15 protein-coding genes and 1 pseudogene are annotated in these 17,253 nt (G+C 36.0%); 8 read left to right on the top strand and 8 right to left on the bottom strand.

Annotated features, from left to right (window positions below; translation table 11 throughout):
• Positions 1–11 precede the first annotated feature (11 nt).
• From EV142_RS16050 to EV142_RS16060, 3 genes are read left to right on the top strand one after another with little or no spacing between them, the layout of a single operon-like run.
• On the top strand, positions 12–1,115 hold the full coding sequence (locus tag EV142_RS16050; protein ID WP_132036859.1) for an aminoglycoside phosphotransferase family protein: 1,104 nt from the start codon (positions 12–14) through the stop codon (positions 1,113–1,115).
• Complete coding sequence (locus EV142_RS16055; protein ID WP_132036860.1) at positions 1,102–2,067, top strand: T3SS effector HopA1 family protein; 966 nt, start codon at positions 1,102–1,104, stop codon at positions 2,065–2,067. Before EV142_RS16050 ends, EV142_RS16055 begins: the two co-directional genes overlap by 14 nt.
• A gap of 10 nt (positions 2,068–2,077) precedes the next feature.
• A complete protein-coding gene (locus EV142_RS16060) occupies positions 2,078–3,313 on the top strand; it encodes a lanthionine synthetase LanC family protein (protein ID WP_132036861.1) in 1,236 nt (411 codons plus the stop codon).
• A 97-nt stretch (positions 3,314–3,410) separates the two neighbouring features.
• On the opposite strand, the gene EV142_RS16065 is transcribed toward EV142_RS16060, so the two are convergent.
• The gene (locus EV142_RS16065; RefSeq protein ID WP_132036862.1) at positions 3,411–4,310 is read right to left on the bottom strand and encodes a patatin-like phospholipase family protein; all 900 of its coding nucleotides are present in this window, start codon (positions 4,308–4,310) and stop codon (positions 3,411–3,413) included.
• 196 nt (positions 4,311–4,506) lie between these two features.
• Complete coding sequence (locus EV142_RS16070; protein ID WP_132036863.1) at positions 4,507–6,567, bottom strand: M1 family metallopeptidase; 2,061 nt, start codon at positions 6,565–6,567, stop codon at positions 4,507–4,509.
• A gap of 67 nt (positions 6,568–6,634) precedes the next feature.
• Here EV142_RS16070 and EV142_RS16075 point away from each other — a divergent pair, with 67 nt between their 5' ends.
• From EV142_RS16075 to EV142_RS16085, 3 genes are read left to right on the top strand one after another with little or no spacing between them, the layout of a single operon-like run.
• Complete coding sequence (locus EV142_RS16075; RefSeq protein WP_132036864.1) at positions 6,635–7,405, top strand: Dph6-related ATP pyrophosphatase; 771 nt, start codon at positions 6,635–6,637, stop codon at positions 7,403–7,405.
• A 47-nt stretch (positions 7,406–7,452) separates the two neighbouring features.
• On the top strand, positions 7,453–8,142 hold the full coding sequence (locus EV142_RS16080) for an aspartyl/asparaginyl beta-hydroxylase domain-containing protein (RefSeq protein WP_132036865.1): 690 nt from the start codon (positions 7,453–7,455) through the stop codon (positions 8,140–8,142).
• Positions 8,143–8,166: 24 nt separating this feature from the next.
• Positions 8,167–8,670 carry an MBL fold metallo-hydrolase gene (locus EV142_RS16085; protein ID WP_132036866.1) on the top strand — a complete coding sequence of 168 codons (504 nt, stop codon included), beginning with the start codon at positions 8,167–8,169 and terminating at the stop codon, positions 8,668–8,670.
• Positions 8,671–8,688: 18 nt separating this feature from the next.
• On the opposite strand, the gene EV142_RS16090 is transcribed toward EV142_RS16085, so the two are convergent.
• On the bottom strand, positions 8,689–9,231 hold the full coding sequence (locus EV142_RS16090; protein ID WP_132036867.1) for a DUF1697 domain-containing protein: 543 nt from the start codon (positions 9,229–9,231) through the stop codon (positions 8,689–8,691).
• A gap of 122 nt (positions 9,232–9,353) precedes the next feature.
• Entirely contained in the window at positions 9,354–10,166 is an 813-nt protein-coding gene (locus EV142_RS16095; RefSeq protein ID WP_132036868.1) for a hypothetical protein, read from the bottom strand.
• Between the two features lie 283 nt (positions 10,167–10,449).
• Between EV142_RS16095 and recG the strand changes: the two genes are divergently transcribed.
• A complete protein-coding gene (gene recG / locus EV142_RS16100; protein ID WP_132036869.1) occupies positions 10,450–12,558 on the top strand; it encodes an ATP-dependent DNA helicase RecG in 2,109 nt (702 codons plus the stop codon).
• A gap of 353 nt (positions 12,559–12,911) precedes the next feature.
• Here recG and EV142_RS16105 read toward each other — a convergent pair.
• The 4 genes and pseudogenes from EV142_RS16105 to EV142_RS16120 form a co-directional block, all read right to left on the bottom strand.
• Positions 12,912–13,513, bottom strand: a pseudogene (locus tag EV142_RS16105) (PAS domain-containing protein).
• 78 nt (positions 13,514–13,591) lie between these two features.
• The gene (locus tag EV142_RS16110) at positions 13,592–13,930 is read right to left on the bottom strand and encodes a hypothetical protein (protein WP_132036870.1); all 339 of its coding nucleotides are present in this window, start codon (positions 13,928–13,930) and stop codon (positions 13,592–13,594) included.
• A gap of 59 nt (positions 13,931–13,989) precedes the next feature.
• Positions 13,990–14,847 (bottom strand): ATP-binding protein, encoded by an 858-nt coding sequence (locus tag EV142_RS16115; protein ID WP_132036871.1) that lies wholly within the window; start codon positions 14,845–14,847, stop codon positions 13,990–13,992.
• 30 nt (positions 14,848–14,877) lie between these two features.
• Positions 14,878–15,477: a TlpA family protein disulfide reductase gene (locus tag EV142_RS16120; RefSeq protein WP_132036872.1), complete on the bottom strand. Its 600-nt coding sequence runs from the start codon at positions 15,475–15,477 to the stop codon at positions 14,878–14,880.
• Between the two features lie 631 nt (positions 15,478–16,108).
• On the opposite strand from EV142_RS16120, the gene EV142_RS16125 reads away from it, so the two are divergent.
• The gene (locus EV142_RS16125; RefSeq protein WP_132036873.1) at positions 16,109–17,170 is read left to right on the top strand and encodes an efflux RND transporter periplasmic adaptor subunit; all 1,062 of its coding nucleotides are present in this window, start codon (positions 16,109–16,111) and stop codon (positions 17,168–17,170) included.
• Positions 17,171–17,253: the final 83 nt, after the last annotated feature.

Genomic DNA, 17,253 nt, shown 5'->3' on the forward strand with positions numbered 1-17,253 from the left:
AATCTTACGTTATGCAATTAACCCCGGAAACCGTATATCAATACTTACATAAACGCCAGCTTATTGATGAAGATGCAGTGGTTAAAGGTCACTTTATGGTACATCCCGTAAACACCAGGAATACAATTTTGAAAATAATAGTCCAGCCTGAAAATTCTCTTTTTGTAAAACAAATGGAAAAGGATCTTGTCGCCGATGGTTTATTCCGAAGAGAAATAGATGCCTATACTTTACTTAAAAACAATACCGAATTTTCATCCATTGCTACCCATGTTCCTAAACTTCTGGATCATGATGGGGATCATAATATAATGGTGACCGAGCTGTTATATAACGCAAAAAACCTATACGAGCATTATATGCTTACCAAAAATTTTGACTTAAACCTTGCCCGCGAGCAAGCCGCTATATTATCAGCGTGCCATGTTGTACCTGATGCCCGGACAGACACTTCAATGTTTCCAAAAGCATTACCTTGGGTATTGCAACTGGATCAATACAATGCTGATCAGTTTTTTGTTAACAATGAAGCAAGCACCAGTATCATTCAATTGATAAAAGAAAATCAGGTCTTACAAAATACTTTAATCAATCTGGCGGTATCGTGGAATTACACCCACTTCATACACGGTGATATCAAATGGATCAACTTTATGGCGATACCAAATGAGAAAGGTTTTACACAAAAACTCATCGATTGGGAACTGGCAGATATTGGTGATCCGATGTGGGATGTTGCCGGGCTATTACAATCTTATGTTAGTGTATGGCTTCTTGGATTTGATAATAATGATCCTGCGGGTTACAAATTGCCCGAATACATGCAGCCTTATGATATCAAAAACACACAATCTTCTGCACAGGCTTTTCTTTACGAATATATGGCAATAAAGCAGTACCCGGAATCCAGCCATAGTTACATCTTAATTCGAATGATACAACTAACAGCTGCGAGGATTATTCAGACCAGTCTGGAAGGCATCACTTATAATTCAAAAATAGAAGCCAATAGCATGCGCTGTATTCAGCTGGCCTTCAATATTATGAATGATCCTTTTATGGCATTACAGGAATTATTTAATATAAAACTACAACAAGACTATGTTCCAGGATAAAACCATTATTAAAGAACTTACCCGACTGGTCAGTCAGCTTCATATTTCTGACTCCACTATACTTTTCAGGGATAAACAATACGCCACTACTGCTGAAAATGCCATGGGCAGTCTCATCAGCATCTTGTATTCGGAATGTTACGCTTTAAAAGAAAGTTATCAGTCCGGCGAGAAAGAAAGAGCGGTTCATTTTAGCGTTACTAATGATGCCTTTTCAGAATTGTTGTCTCAAAATAACCATAGCAAAAATAAAACGGAGAAAGACTGGATGGTAAAAAACATTTACCCGAACGGCTATTTAGAAATCGTAAAACTGGCCGAACATCGTATTATTCCAGTATCTTCCGTAACAGATATTCCTGTCGGATCAACTGCAGCAATTGGACAGACCGTTACGGTTTTATTCCCAAAAGAGGACAAACACAGGCAGCCTACCTTTCATTATGTTTTTAGCAATCAGTCGCTGAATCCATCTCCTAATTTGACCCGGATTTACTGGAATTGTATTAGTGAAGGCGCTCCTGTCCTTATTAATATCCTTACTAAAACATTAAATTATTATAACATTCCGTTTCTCTTCAAATGCCTTAATCATCCCGATTTATATTTTCGACGTGATGCAGCCGTACTTTATGTAGAAGACGCTATGCTTCCGATAATCAAAATGTTATTGCCGGAAATTTGCAATGAAATGAAAGAGTATCTGGAAGAAGATGTTCCACTTTTTACTTATCCCTATGCGAAAGGTGTTGGCATAGCCGAAAGTCCAAATACACAGGAAAGTTTTGGAATGAACAGGGTAACGATACTTGCAGAAACCTTATTTCAAACTGCACATAAAAAACTCGTTGCAGCTGCAGTTGTGGACGAAATTGCTGCCGCTTTTCTTCAAAGAGGAATAGATCCTGAAAACACTTTTCTCAATAAAGGATCGAAAATAGTATTCAATTAAAAAAACAACCATGGACGCAACTACAACTAACAATAATTTCCTTGAAACAGCATGGAATATCGGAACGCATTTAATGAAAACCAGTATCTGGCATCATAAATCCTGTACCTGGCAAGGGTATTCCTTTGAGCCTCTGAATGGGACTTACCAGCCGGTCATCAAAACTTTTGGCCCTGATGTATATTCCGGCACCTCTGGTATTGCTTTATTTCTGATGGCATTGTATTCCGAAAGAAAAGACCCGATTTTACTTAAAACAATAGAAGGCAGTATCGAACAGGTAAGATCAACTATGAATCAGGCCTCCAATCATGGCTTCTACGCAGGAAAACCCGGGATCGCGGCAACATTAATAAAACTGGGAGCAGCCCTTGATAAAGAAGAATGGATAAAAGAAGGACTTGAGTTGCTTGAAAGTATTCCCACCGATTCGCTTCAATCTTACGAAATTGATATTATTAGCGGCGCTGCCGGAACTATACCTGTTCTACTGGATGCGTATGCCGTTTTTGAAAAACAAGAACTTTTGGACAAAGCAATTGCGTTGGGCAATTTATTGTGCAGCGCAGCAGTTAAAAACGATACCATTTGGTCATGGGCAACAGTTCCCTCCCAAAAAAACCTGACTGGTTTTTCACATGGATCTTGCGGTATCGCTTTGGCCTTATTACAATTGCATCAGGTTACAGGAAATCCTTCTTTTTTGGAAGCTTCCGAAGGAGGTTTTAATTATGAACGTCATTCTTTCGACAGCTCACAGCAAAATTGGCCGGATTTTAGGGATGATGTAACTTCGGGTTCAGCCGGAAATATCTGCGGACTTGCATGGTGCCACGGTGCTCCGGGCATTACGATATCGAGATTAAAGGCGAATCAGTTCTATCCAAACACTGTTTTTGCCAACGAAATGAAGATTGCCCTTACCACTACTGCCAATTCCGTTTACCATGGCCTGGTGGAAAATCTGAGCAACACCAATTATTCCATCTGCCACGGTATAGCAGGAAATGCAGATATTATACTGGATTGCGGAGGGATTGAATACCAACAGCTTGCAGAAGCGGTGGGTAATGCCGGCATCAGTAAATACCAGGATAATAATATTCCGTGGTCTACCGGATTAAATTCAGGACAATATACTCCCGGACTCATGATGGGCATTGCCGGTACTGGTTATTTTTATCTTCGTTTACTTAATAAAGACAAGCACAAAAGTGTGTTAGTACCTGCACTTGTGCTATCATAATATGACTTAAACTAATTCAACTACTATATTTGGAAATCGAAAAAGCAGGAATCAATTGATTACCTGCTTTTTTTTAAAATTATTTTAAACTGTGAAGCTACTTGTTATCACTCATAATTTCAGATTTATTCTGAGCATATTCATACCCCTGTTTCCACCATTCTTTCATGACTTCTTTATTAAAAATCAAAGCATTATTAGTAAGTTTTGTAGGTGTATAATACAAATTGAGTTTTACGTTTTTATTGTTGGCCATCAATTTCCCGATAGCAATATCATGCTTTTCTACCTGATCTAAGGCAATTCGAAACAAATCGATCATCAGTGAAAAAGGATTTTTGCCAATAACCATTTTATCCATATTGACTTCCGTTTCCAAAACAATGACATCAATTTCGGTGGCACCACGATTGATAGCTTCGCGAATGGGAACCAGACTTGAAAAACCTCCGTCTCCGTATTCATAATTATTTTTGGTAACCAGGCTCATAAACGGAATATAATTACTGGAAATCCAGGTCCAGTCACAGAATTCATCGTAGGTACAATCTTTTACCGATTTGTATTCTGCTTCGTTTTTGGTTAAATTCGTTACCGTTACAATAACATCAGACTGGAGTTTTTTAAGTTTATTGAAATCGGATATCGAAAAGTTATTTTTAATATATTTCTGTAAACCTTTACTTTCACCAAACGTCCTCTTTCCCTTGAAAAACTGACGTATAACATTAAAATGGTTGATCGTTACAATATCAATTCCATCTTTTACTTTCACAACAAAAGGACAAATATTAAAGATTTTAGACATCGTAACATTGGTATAAACCCAGTGGATTTTCTTAATATGCCCAAGAGCCAAATGCGGAATCAGCAAACTTCCGGTTGAAGTTCCTAAAAAGAGATCATATTCATGCTTTTTTTCCTCTATCAAATATTGTGCAACGCCGCCAGCAAATGCTCCTTTACTGCCTCCACCTGAAATAACCAATGCTCTCATAAATATATTGTAGGTTTTTTTTTAAGAGAATAGAAGAAAGACAATAGAGTCAAGAGAATAGAAGAAAGAAGACATAACTAACGGTATGGGGGTAGTGTCGATCGCTTTTTATAACTTAATATTTACTCTTTTTCTCTATTACATATTCTTTACTCTTTACTCTTTATTCTTTATTCTATACTCTTGACTCTTCATTCTACTCCGCTAATAACCGCTTCAACTGAAACTGCTCATCGGGTGTCAAATTAGGCAAAATTCTTTCAAACGACACACGTATTTCTGAATTTTTTAACAAGATGCGAATTGAATCTCTTCCGTATTTCGAAAATTGCCACATATGATGCGTTGTTGCATTTACCAGATTTATCAAAACGGAATCGTTGATCAGCTTAAAGGCTATTAGCTTTTCCAATGCATTTTGTCGGGTTGTAGCCTCATATTTAGTGGAAGAAAAAGCCACCAACTCAGAGATCAAGGCTTGCGGATCCTCACTGTAATTGGGAGTCGATAGCGCCAGCGAAAGCCATAAAGTACGGAGATTGTAATCTTTAAAACCAATCCAGTTTTTAGACTTATTCAAATATGCCGTTCGGTGATCCGGGAAGTTTTTCCATAAATAAAACAACGCAATTTCCTGGGTCTGATACGATTTATCATCCAGTAAAGTTTCATAATTTACCCTGAAATCTTCCGGAATTTCACTAAAACTATCGGCAAGAGCCTGCCGAACCTGTACATTATCAGTTTGCAAAGCGATCAGCAATAAATCCTTTTTCAGGTCATACTTTTCATTTTGAATCTGGTCAATAATCGCTTCCTTTACAGAATGATAGACATCTGAATTTAAAGTTTTAATTAAGAAATCTTTCTTTTCTTCGAAAGGTACTTTTTTTAATTTATCAACCTCCAGACGAATTTGAATTGCTTTGTTCTTACTCAGTAAAGCGTTGGCTGTTGGTGTATCAAAAGCAACAGATTCCAGCCAGGTTTTTTGAAATTTCTCCAGATCAAAATTGGATACTTTTTTTATTTCATCAAAGAAATTCTGAGTATTCACCGTTTGGTACGCGTATTTTTTCAAGTAGCTTTTAATGGCTTTTTTGAATGCTTTATCTCCTATCGATTCATGTAAAACAAACAGCGCCCAAGCCCCCTTTTCATAAAAAGTCAATGAACTGGCTTTGGCATTTAAAACCGGAATAACATCTGTCCGCGAGGCAAATTTAAGTTGTTGAGCGGTATCGTATAATCTCGAGTAAAAGTAATCCTCTCCAAAAATATCCCTTTCAGCAAGCAAAGCATAGTAGGTGGCAAAACCTTCCTGCAGCCAGTGATGTGTGCTGCTTTCGGCAGTAATAAGATCTCCAAACCAGTGATGTGCCAATTCGTGGGCGTCAACATTGGTGTACTTTCTGTCTGTAAAACCAATTGAATCCACTACATAACGGGTGGTAAAAAGCGTTGAAGTTGTATTTTCCATTCCGCCATACAGGAAATCGCGAACCGGAATTTCCCTGTAAATTTTCCACGGATACTTCACTCCTATTTCCTTTTCCAAAAAATCAAAAATACGTTTAGAGTAACGATACGTTGGCTCAAAAGAATCTTTGTCTTTGTTTTCTAAATAATATTCTAACGGGATTTTAGTTTTTGAACTAAATTCTTTTTTATCAAATTTACCAACAGCAAGCATCAGTAAATAAGAACTCATCGGGCGTTCCATTTGATACTGCCAATTGATTTGGTTGTTGTTTTCGATTTTATTTTTTAAAATTCCATTCGAAACAACCTCATATCCCTTGTCATAACTGATTTGTAGATTAAAAATCAATTTTTCATTCACATCATCAAAACTGGGAAACCAATTACTGGTATATCTCCCCTGACCCTGTGTCCAAATCTGAACTTCAGCATTTTCGATAGCCACAAAATACAAAGCTTGTTTTGGTTTAACCGAATAGTCAAAGCTTAACTGATTTTTTCCTTTTTGAAAATTTGAAATGATTTTCAGTTCTTTTCCAGTATTTAAAAACACAGCTTCTTTTCCATCGATTTTCACCTGAGTAAATTCCATGTTTTTAGCATCAATTTTAACCGTATCCGTGGGCTGTAAAACATTAAAATCATAAACAACAGATCCGGAAACCATTTTTTCTTTAGCATCTAATACTAATTGTCCAGAAACTGATTTAAAATCAACAAAATGAGTCTGTTGTGCAAAAACAAAGCTGGTAATAAAGAGGAAAACATATTTCATTGCTTATAAATTTGGGCAGAAATCTCAAAGTTACAAAGGTTTGACCAACAAATCGAAGGAAATTTGTATGTTTACTATAGAAAATTATAAGAACGTGTCCAAACCAATCAAAGCCTTATTTAACTGGAGCAGCGGAAAAGATTCCGCACTTACCCTGTACAAAATTTTACAGAATCCCGATTATAAAATCGAATATTTACTGACCAGTGTCAACCAAAAATTTCAGCGCATTTCAATGCACGGTGTTCGGGTGGAGCTACTTGAAGCACAGGCAGAGAGCATCAGCTTACCCTTAAAAATTATGCAGGTTCCGGAAATGCCAACCATGGAAGTGTATGAAAAGGTGATGACCGAAACTTTAACCGAACTTAAAAACGAAGGAATTACCCATTCTGTTTTTGGGGATATTTTTCTCGAAGATCTGCGAAAATACAGAGAAACACAACTGGCAAGAATAGATTTCGAAGGCGTCTTCCCCATTTGGAAGATTCCAACCAGCGAATTGATTCAGGAATTTATTGAACTGGGTTTTAAAACGATTGTAGTTTGCGTGAACGAACGTTATTTAGACAAAAGTTTTGTTGGCCGGATTATCGATCAGGATTTTATAAAGGATCTGCCTGAAAATGTAGATTTATGCGGAGAAAATGGTGAATTTCATACCTTTACATTTGATGGACCTATTTTTTACAAACCGATCGCTTTTGAAATCGGGGAAATCGTTTATCGCAAATATGAAAGACCAGAAAACGAAGCTTCATCTGATACCGCATGCGACACCAGTGCCACTGATGCTTTTGATTTTGGATTCTGGTATTGCGATTTGATTCCGAAATAAAGTACTGAATTGATGACAGTTTACCACTACCATTTAAAGCAAACAATATGGATACATTAATACGTTTTATCAAATTTCCAATCTCTTTTGATGTCGATAAACTCAAAAGTGACCTTTCGGGAATACTGAATAAAAGCTGGACAGCTCATTACAATAAAAATGATTACACCGGAAAATGGACTTCTGTTGCCCTGATGTCTACAGACGGGAAATCCAACAATATCTTTGCCTTATCCAATACAGGTGATGAAATGATGAATACCGAAATTTTAGCTTCCTGTCCGTATTTTAAAGAAATTCTGGAGCATTTCCATTTCGAAAAAACAGCGGTAAGATTGCTGCAACTGGCCGCAGGAGCAGAAATAAAACCTCATTCCGATCATTGTCTGGGCTATGAAGACGGTTCGTTCCGATTGCATATTCCGATCATTACCAATCCGGATGTTGAATTTATACTGGACGGAAAACGTCTGATGATGAAGGAAGGCGAATGCTGGTATATTGATGCCAATTTTACCCATTCGGTTGCCAACAGAGGAAATCAGGACCGTATTCATCTGGTTATTGATGGCATACGAAATGACTGGACTGATTCGTTATTTTATAAAGAAGCTCCTGAAAATCAATTTGTAAAACCTGAAGTAACAATGAGTGAAGAGCAGAAACTATTGGTGATTGCTGAGTTAAAACGAATGAATACAAGTGCCGCAAACGAACTGATCAAAAATCTAAAATAGTAATTTTGTTTAAAACCAATTAATATGCCCGTAGAAGGAAACTTTGAACTACAAAAAATTTTATCGTTCCTTAAAGAAATAGGATTAGATATAATTGAAAAAGAACTAGATACAACTTTTTTACCCGGATTAAGTTTAGGTCCAAATTGTATTTATATCGATTACAATAAATTATTATATCCCGGGGATATTCTGCACGAAGCAGGACATTTAGCTGTTACCACATCCAGTCAAAGACAATTAGCCGGAACAAAAAAAACAGCAGCTGACTGGCCAACTCAAGCCGAAGAAATAGGTGCAATTCTCTGGTCTTTTGCTGCAGCAAATCATCTACAGTTGCCATTGGAATTCGTATTTCATCCCTATGGCTATAAAAATGAATCTGATTGGCTCATTTCAAATTTTACCAATGAAAATTATATCGGTTTGCCTTTCCTGGAATGGATTGGGCTTTGTTTAGGAAAAGAACGCGCTGTTAAGGAAAATAAACCCGCATTTCCGGCCATGCTAAAATGGATGAGAGATTAATAAGATCTGCTTTTCAGCCTATTCAGCATACATTTCCAACAGATTCGTAACCGTATTCCAGTTTCTGATCGTTGCCGTAACATTTAATTTCTTCTCAATATATTTCTGATCAAATCTTGTTTTTCCGGCGCCAACAGCATATTTAATAAATATTCTGTTACCGTCAATACTCGCTTCATCAGGTTTAAACTGACTGATTTTGAGATCGTTTATATTTTCACTTTTCAAAGCAATCGAAACAAAAGCAACATACAGCTTTTTGGTATCTAAATCTTTTTCTTTTAAGTACGGACTATTTTTAAAACAAGCTTCCAGATCTTCTTTAGTAATGACAATCACAGGAACTTCATGTCCGAAAACCTTAAAAATTTCCTGTTTGATCATAAAACCTACCTTCGAAGCACTCTCTTCTTCTGTATCGACAAACACATTTCCGGATTGCAGGTAAGTTCTAACGTTTTGAAAACCGATATTTTCAAGCATTGCTCTTAACGCTTCCATTTTCATCATATTGTGACCGGAAACGTTGATGCCGCGTAAAAGTGCCAGATGTGTTGTCATTTTTTTAAAGTTTTGTTCAAAGATAAAGATTCAATCGCAATAAAACTGAAGCAGTTCAAAGTCCGGGAAAATTAAACCCGAATCATTGAACTGCTTTATACTTTACATTAGACCTAAACTCCTTACTTACAATCTCTTTCAAACAAAGAAGCGATATTGTCTGCATCATAGGTAAGTTCAAAAGACGTCCCTGATTCATCTTCTAAAGTATAGGTATTATCCTTAAAACTATACTCTCTAATTTTTAATTGTGTGTAATTATTTTTTGAAAAAGCTTTAAAGAATGCCCCGTTGATATAAAATTTGCCTTTTAAAAGATTCTGGGAACTATCATAATTTAAAAACAAATACTCTCTTTTTCCTACGATCTCATTATTGGGAAAACCATATTTAATTTGCTCAATTTTAATCAGGTTATCAGCAGACAAAGTAAAGGTTCGGTATACTTTTCCGTTTATTTTTTCCTTTATTTCGTCGCCGTTGTATTCATAGGTATAGATTACAGGGTCTAATTGCAGAGGATATATTTTGGTTACTTTTCTGCTGATTAAGATCCCATTATTTAAAGTAAATTCTTTTTTATAAGGCTTGGATTCCGAATTGGCAGAGTAATCCACTTTAATCGTATTATTATCGTAGGTAACTACATCTTCCACATCATTTGATAAGCCCCATTTGTTCAGGTTATTTCCATCCGGTACGTGCTGCAATCCTCCTTTCACTTTGTTGATACGGTTTTGAATGTCATATTCAAAACTTATTTTGCCTGAAAAATTGGAATTAGATGCGTCATTTGAGATCGTTATATCGTCATAATAAAAGCCTGTTATTTTTGCACTGACCAGACTGCACTCTTTTTCATTATTATCTTCGCTATCTTTAGAGCAGGCTACGGAAATAAGAGCAATTATTAAGAGTAGGATATTTTTTTTCATTTATTAATTGGTTTCTTAAAATTTCGACAAATATATTCTTTTGCATTGACCACCACTATTTTATTTTTAAAGTTAAATCGCTTTTCTAAACGAGCACATTTCCAAAATTCCTAATTAAAATCTATCTTCGCAGTAAGAGAGAAAAGAAAATAGAAGAAAGAATATTAGAGTATATATTAATAGACTTTAGTCTTTAGTCTCTATTCTGTTTTCTATACTCTATATTCTAAAAATCTGAAGATCCAACAATCTAAAACTCTAAAGTCCCAACAATCTAAAAAAAATGTCTAATAATCTCCTCGAAACTCCCATCGAATACTTAAAAGGTGTTGGCCCAAGTCGCGGTCAGCTGCTTCGTAAGGAATTGGGAATTCATAAGTATGGTGATTTAATTAACTTTTTTCCGAACAGATATATTGACCGGACCCGTTATTACAAAATAAACGAACTTCAAAATACGGGCTCTGAAGTGCAGTTGGTTGGAAAAATAATCAATATAAAAACGGTTGAATTTGCTAAAAACAAAAAACGTCTCGTTGCCACTTTCGTGGATGATACAGGATCACTGGACCTCAATTGGTTTCAGGGACATAAGTGGGTTCGGGAGAGTCTGAAACTGAATGAAGCTTGTGTGATTTTTGGAAAATGTTCCCTGTACGGAAGCCAGTTCAGCATGGCACATCCGGAAATAGAACTTTTAAGCGAACACGAAAAAAGCCTGCGTTCCGCGATGCAGCCCGTTTATCCTTCGACAGAAACCCTGACAAATCGTGGTATTTCAAACCGGACAATCAATAAATTAATGGAACAGTTGTTTATTGAAACCCAAGCTTTGTTTACTGAAACGTTTCCTCCTTATTTAATTGAAGAATTAAAACTGATTTCGAAAAAAGCAGCTTTATTCAATATCCATTTTCCGAAAAGTGCCGATGCCTTGTCAAAAGCGCAGTTTCGTTTAAAATTTGAAGAATTGTTTTTCATTCAATTACAATTAATCACCAAAAACCTCATTCGGAAACATAAAATAAAAGGGCACCCGTTTACCAAAGTCGGTGAACTTTTTAATGATTTTTATAAGAATCACTTGCCGTTTCAATTGACAAATGCACAAAAAAGGGTAATAAAAGAAATTCGTGCCGATATGGGCAGTAATGCCCAAATGAACCGCTTATTGCAGGGAGATGTCGGATCCGGAAAAACCATTGTCGCTTTTATGAGTATGCTTTTGGCGATCGATAATGGTTTTCAGGCCTGTCTGATGGCACCAACCGAAATCCTGGCCAATCAGCATTTTATCGGATTATCCGAACTGGCTGAAACTTTGGGAATCAATATTAAAATACTCACGGGTTCAACCAAAACCGCCGCCCGAAAAATTATTCATGAAGAGCTCGAAAACGGGAGTTTACATATTTTAATCGGTACGCATGCACTGCTGGAAGATAAGGTGAAATTTCAGAATTTAGGGTTGTCCGTAATTGATGAGCAGCATCGTTTTGGTGTAGAACAGCGCTCTAAATTGTGGAAGAAAAATGATATTCCGCCTCATGTTCTGGTAATGACCGCCACTCCTATCCCGAGGACACTGGCGATGAGTCTGTATGGAGATCTGGATATCTCTGTTATCGATGAATTACCACCGGGCAGAAAACCCATTCAGACTGTACACCGATTTGACTCTAATCGTCTGAAAGTATGGAAATTCCTGCGTGATGAAATTGCACTCGGCAGGCAAATTTATATTGTTTATCCGTTAATTCAGGAATCCGAAAAAATGGATTACAAAGATTTGATGGACGGATACGAAAGTATTTCACGTGATTTTCCGTTACCGCAATATTCAATTTCGATATTACATGGGAAAATGAAACCAGCGGATAAGGATGCCGAAATGAAACGTTTTTCTGAAGGTAAAACCAATATCATGGTGGCGACAACAGTTATTGAAGTTGGCGTAAACGTCCCGAATGCAAGTGTGATGATTATCGAAAGTGCCGAACGTTTTGGCTTGTCTCAGCTGCATCAGCTGCGCGGTCGCGTAGGCCGTGGAGCCGAACAAAGTTATTGTATTCTTATGACCAGCCATAAATTAAGTGCCGACAGCAAAACCCGTATGGAAACCATGGTAAGTACCAATGATGGTTTCGAAATTGCCGAAGTAGATCTTAAGCTTCGCGGCCCCGGTGATCTAATGGGAACTCAGCAAAGTGGTGTTTTAAACCTTCAAATTGCAGACATTGTCCGCGATCGGGATATCCTGGCCTTAGGAAGAAATTATGCCCTGAAAATCCTAAAAGAAGATCCTCCTCTTCAAAAACCGGAACATGCAGTCCTGAAAGCTGTTTTTATCGAATTGACGAAGAAGAAAAATATTTGGAATTATATTAGTTAAGGTGTGAAGGTACAGAAGTGCAAAGATGCAAAGATGCAAAGGCTCTAATGTACTGAGGTGCTAAGTCACTGAGATGGAAGATAAAAAAGTCATTTAACTTTCTAAGGCTATCACTTTATAAAAAACAAATTATCCATTATCTAATTGCCTAATTATCTAGTTATCTAATTGTCTAACTATCCAATTGTCTAATTATCTAATTGTCTAATTTAAAAAAAATACTTCAAAGTATCATCTTAAACACTCGTTATTTAAGTCTAAAACAGTCTATTAAATTAGTAAGCTTGATAGATTTGAGGCGAAAAAGGCTTTTCCAATTTTAGAACTGATACAATGAAGCATCTTTTTTATAATTATTTTTTGGTTGAATTCTTCTTTTCGAAAAAGCCGTTAAAAAAACCTTTGCTGACTTTATTCTTATCATCTTTTCCTGTTGCCACAAGATGATCCACATACTCCATGTACGTTTTTTTCCGTTCTTCTAAAAAACCGATCAGGTATTCTTCAGAAGCATGTACGCCACTCGCCTCTTCAATATGAATCAGTTTCTTATACAAAGGTTCTATAAATTCACGATGATTTCCTCCGGGACCGATTTACGGGTTCCAAAGTAACCTACAATTTCTCCATCAGAATCTGAGATAATTTTAAAATCTGTGATTACCCAATAGTACCTGCCGGTTTTAGACATGTTTTTGATAATAGCATGAATATTTTGACTGGACTTAATACTGTCCCACAAAAATTTAAAAATAACCTTAGGCATATCAGGATGGCGGATAACATTATGAGGCTGCCCAATGAGCTCAAATTCATCGTAACCCGATACATCGATAAAAGCTTCATTTGCATACAAAATGGTTCCTTTTGTATCTGTTTTACTTAATAGTACTTTCGTTTTATTCCAATCAACTTCTCTGTCTGACGGGGTCGGGCGGGTAATTCTGGTATCCATAAATCTTGTATTTTAAAATTAATATGCCGTTCTCACACTGTGCATAAAATGGTCTCTGTTTCTTAAAAATATGCTATTTCATTCTTCTTTTAGTTGTGCCAGCAGGTCCTTTATTTTCTTAAAAATAACCTCTAACTCATCTTCCAGCCAATCCGGTAAAGTGGCATCGTTGGCTAATTTCAGATGTTGGATATCCCTGGCTATCTGGATCATCTTTTTATATTGAAAATCTAAATTCTTCGCAAGGGGATTATCTCCGTACGTGCTAAAAATTTTTGCAACTTCTTTTCCAAATTCTGTTTCGGACTCTATTTTTTCAATTGAATTTGAAGTCGCCTCATTTTTCAGGAAGAAATCAAAAGATTTTTTTAAAGAATCCAGCATTATATTTGTGGCTTCAAAATCATGCTTCGGCATAAAATAAATTTTTAGTTATAATTGAATTGATTTAATAAATTTTCAAATACTACTTAAACTTAATTCGAAACCCTGTTTGCCGATTTGCCATGAATATCGTTCACCAAATCATCAATTTTCTTGGCACTTTCTCTCATCATCTCTAAATAGCTTAACAATTTATCATTGTCTGTATGGCCTTTTGAAACATCAATAAGTTTCAATACTGAATTAACCGGTGATTTTAAGTCCTGTGCCGTTCTGTAAACAAAAACATTAAACTCGTTATTGGCCGATAATGAACTGTATTTCGCTGATGCCAATTTGATATTTTCCAATTCATACTCATCAGATATTTTAGAGATATGATTCTGACTGTGTTCTTTAAAATAGTAAGCCCAATACCCATTCATAAGAAATACAACTGCTGCCAAAACAACGTGGATGATAAAGGTTTCTAAATCAAAATTGACCTGGGAAAAATACAATTGCAGCCCTTTCGGATCTGTATAAACGAAATTTTGCATATAAGCCAGTGCACCATGATGCAGCACTACCAAAAGCGTAAGCGGAATTTGAAGTTTCCAGTTCTGATAAATAATCAAAATCGTACTGGCAATAAAAACCGTAAAATGCATTTCGAACAAACCATGCATCTGATAAATATACTGCGCCATAAAAACAGCAAGTACTACAGATAAAACGTACTGGTAAAAATTTGATTTTTTAAGGAAGAATTTTGCAGAATAATACAATAATAAATTAATGGTTCCCACACCCACTCCAATTTCAAAGGTGTCGTATTTAAAAGCCAAAGCAATTCCGAGAAGAAAATAGAAGGCCAGAACATAATTAATAATAGTATCCGATTTTTGTGTCATGGTAGACATAAAATTGTGCAGGTAATCTTGTTCATTTAAACTTGCTTTTGTTTTCATAGTTTCTGGTAATTAGGTTAATGGTTAGATTTATTTAGTGCATTTTGGTAACGAACATCCGTAAGCTCTCAGCGCTAAAGCATCAAATGAGGGGGACTGGGTTTGTTTTAGCAAAGAATCAATTGCCATCTGCGCATAATTACTGTCAGCATTGGTGCAATATCTGGTTTTATTGTAGTTTCCTCTATAGTATAAATGGTGGGAAGGATCAATTATAACGGCTTGCGGAGTCGAGAAAACACCACACTTGCTGGCCATGGCACTGTCAAAATAAACAGGTACAGCTGCGCCGAATTTTTTCTGGATTTCTTCAATCGTAAAATTTTTCTGTTGGTTCAGCACCACAATTTTAAAATTAATCCGGTCACCATACTTTTTAATCAATCCGCTTACGTGAGGTACATTAAAACGGGAGCAAGGGCAATCCGGATTAAAAAAATGAATAAAAACAGGTTTATTATTCGTAGTCCAGCATTTTCCTAAATCAATTCTGGACCCCATGGCAACCGCATGGTAATTTTGTGGAATCGGAGTCGGCAAACTGTATTTGAATTCGTTTTGCCAGAACAAAACCAAAATGGCGAAGAGTAATAATGAAAACCATAAGCCCAAAAGTATTTTTTTCGCCATAAAGAGAAGTTTTTGGTATGTTACACGAATAATGTATAAACGATTGTTAATTAATTAATTTTATAAATCAATAATTTTAACTTAAAAGAAAATAAAAACCTTACACATTTTAACGCTTAACCTCCAAAAACATTACTATTCTCACAAAAAAACTATCATTTTGTTTAAGCTTATCAATATTACAAATAAAATCGATAAAGTGCAAAAAAAATCGGATTAAATACATATAATTACTTTTAAGTAGGAATTATCTCCTTTTAAAGGATTATTATAAGTAAAACTACGTGCGTATAAACAGACAAAAACATGACAATTTTAACCTATTATCTAAAAATTTTGTTAAAAAGAACTAAAATCAAGACAAGGCATTAAACCAAATAGCAGAAGGAAAGTCTAAAATTACTTAGCAGTATTCGATATGCTTAATAAAATGATTAAAAAAAGAGCTCAAATTCATAAAAACTTCATTCATAAAAAACATAAACAATTGATTGTAAAACATTTAAACACATTATAAAGATTTGTACATACAAATGTTAAATAAAAGATAACATCATTTGGATTCATTCCAAAAAGTTAAATTTGTACACTTGCTAAAAATACACACCAAAATTACATCTACCTCAATTCTATGAAACTAAAAAACCTGATTTACGCCCTTCTGATTATCGGACTCGGAGGATTTATTGCCTACAGAGTCATCTCTAATAAAGGTAAAAACGAAGATTCTAAAAAGTCCGGGGACAAAGACAAACCTACAACCGTAACAGGAATTGTGGTTAAAACTTCAACATTTGATAATAACCTTTCCTTATCAGGCTCTATTGAAGCCAATGAACAAGTAGAAATTCACAGTGAAGTCTCAGGGATTGTAGAAGGTATTTACTTTACGGAAGGCACTAATGTAAATAAAGGTCAGGTGCTGTTTAAGGTAAACGATATTGAATTAAGAGCACAATTAAGACAGGCTGTTACGAAAGAAGGTTTAGCAGGTGAAAATCAAAGAAGAGCCAAATTATTACTTCAGAAAGAAGCGATTAGTCAGGAAGAATTTGATGTTGCCAACGCAGATTATGCCTCCATGCAGGCACAAACGCAACTCATCAGGGCTCAGATTGCCAAAACTTCTGTAAAAGCCCCTTTCTCAGGGAAAATTGGTTTGAGGTCTATTTCTCCCGGAACTTACATTACTCCTGCTGTTCTCGTAGCAAAATTAGTCAACACCGGAAAACTGAAAATTACATTTTCTATTCCCGAAAAATATGCTTCTGAGGTAAAATCAGGATCTGTTATCGATTTTGGGGTGTCCGGTTCCGATAAGGTTTACAAAGCAACCATATATGCGATTGAGCCCGAAGTGGCTGTAGCAACACGTACTTTACAGGTTCGTGCCATTGCCGATAACATGGATGGCAAACTTTTCCCGGGTACTTTTGCCGATGTAAAATTACCTTTAAACATCATCAAAGATGCCATAGTAGTTCCGTCGCAAGCTATTGTTCCTGTACAAAGCGGCAAAAAAGTATATATCGCCAATATGGGCAAAGCCAAAGAAATTATGGTGGATGCCACTACCAGAACTGATGCGTCTATTTTGGTTTTATCCGGATTGAAAGCTGGAGATACGCTAATCACAAGCGGTGTTATGTCCTTGAAAAATGAAGCTCCGATAAAAGTTAAAGTAAAAAAATAATCTTTAAGTTATGATTTTTGGATTATGCGTTATGAATTGCGAAAGCGAATTCAATACTTCTAAAATCTGAAATCTAAAATATA

This window comes from Flavobacterium circumlabens (genome assembly GCF_004345565.1).
Lineage (GTDB): Bacteria > Bacteroidota > Bacteroidia > Flavobacteriales > Flavobacteriaceae > Flavobacterium > Flavobacterium circumlabens.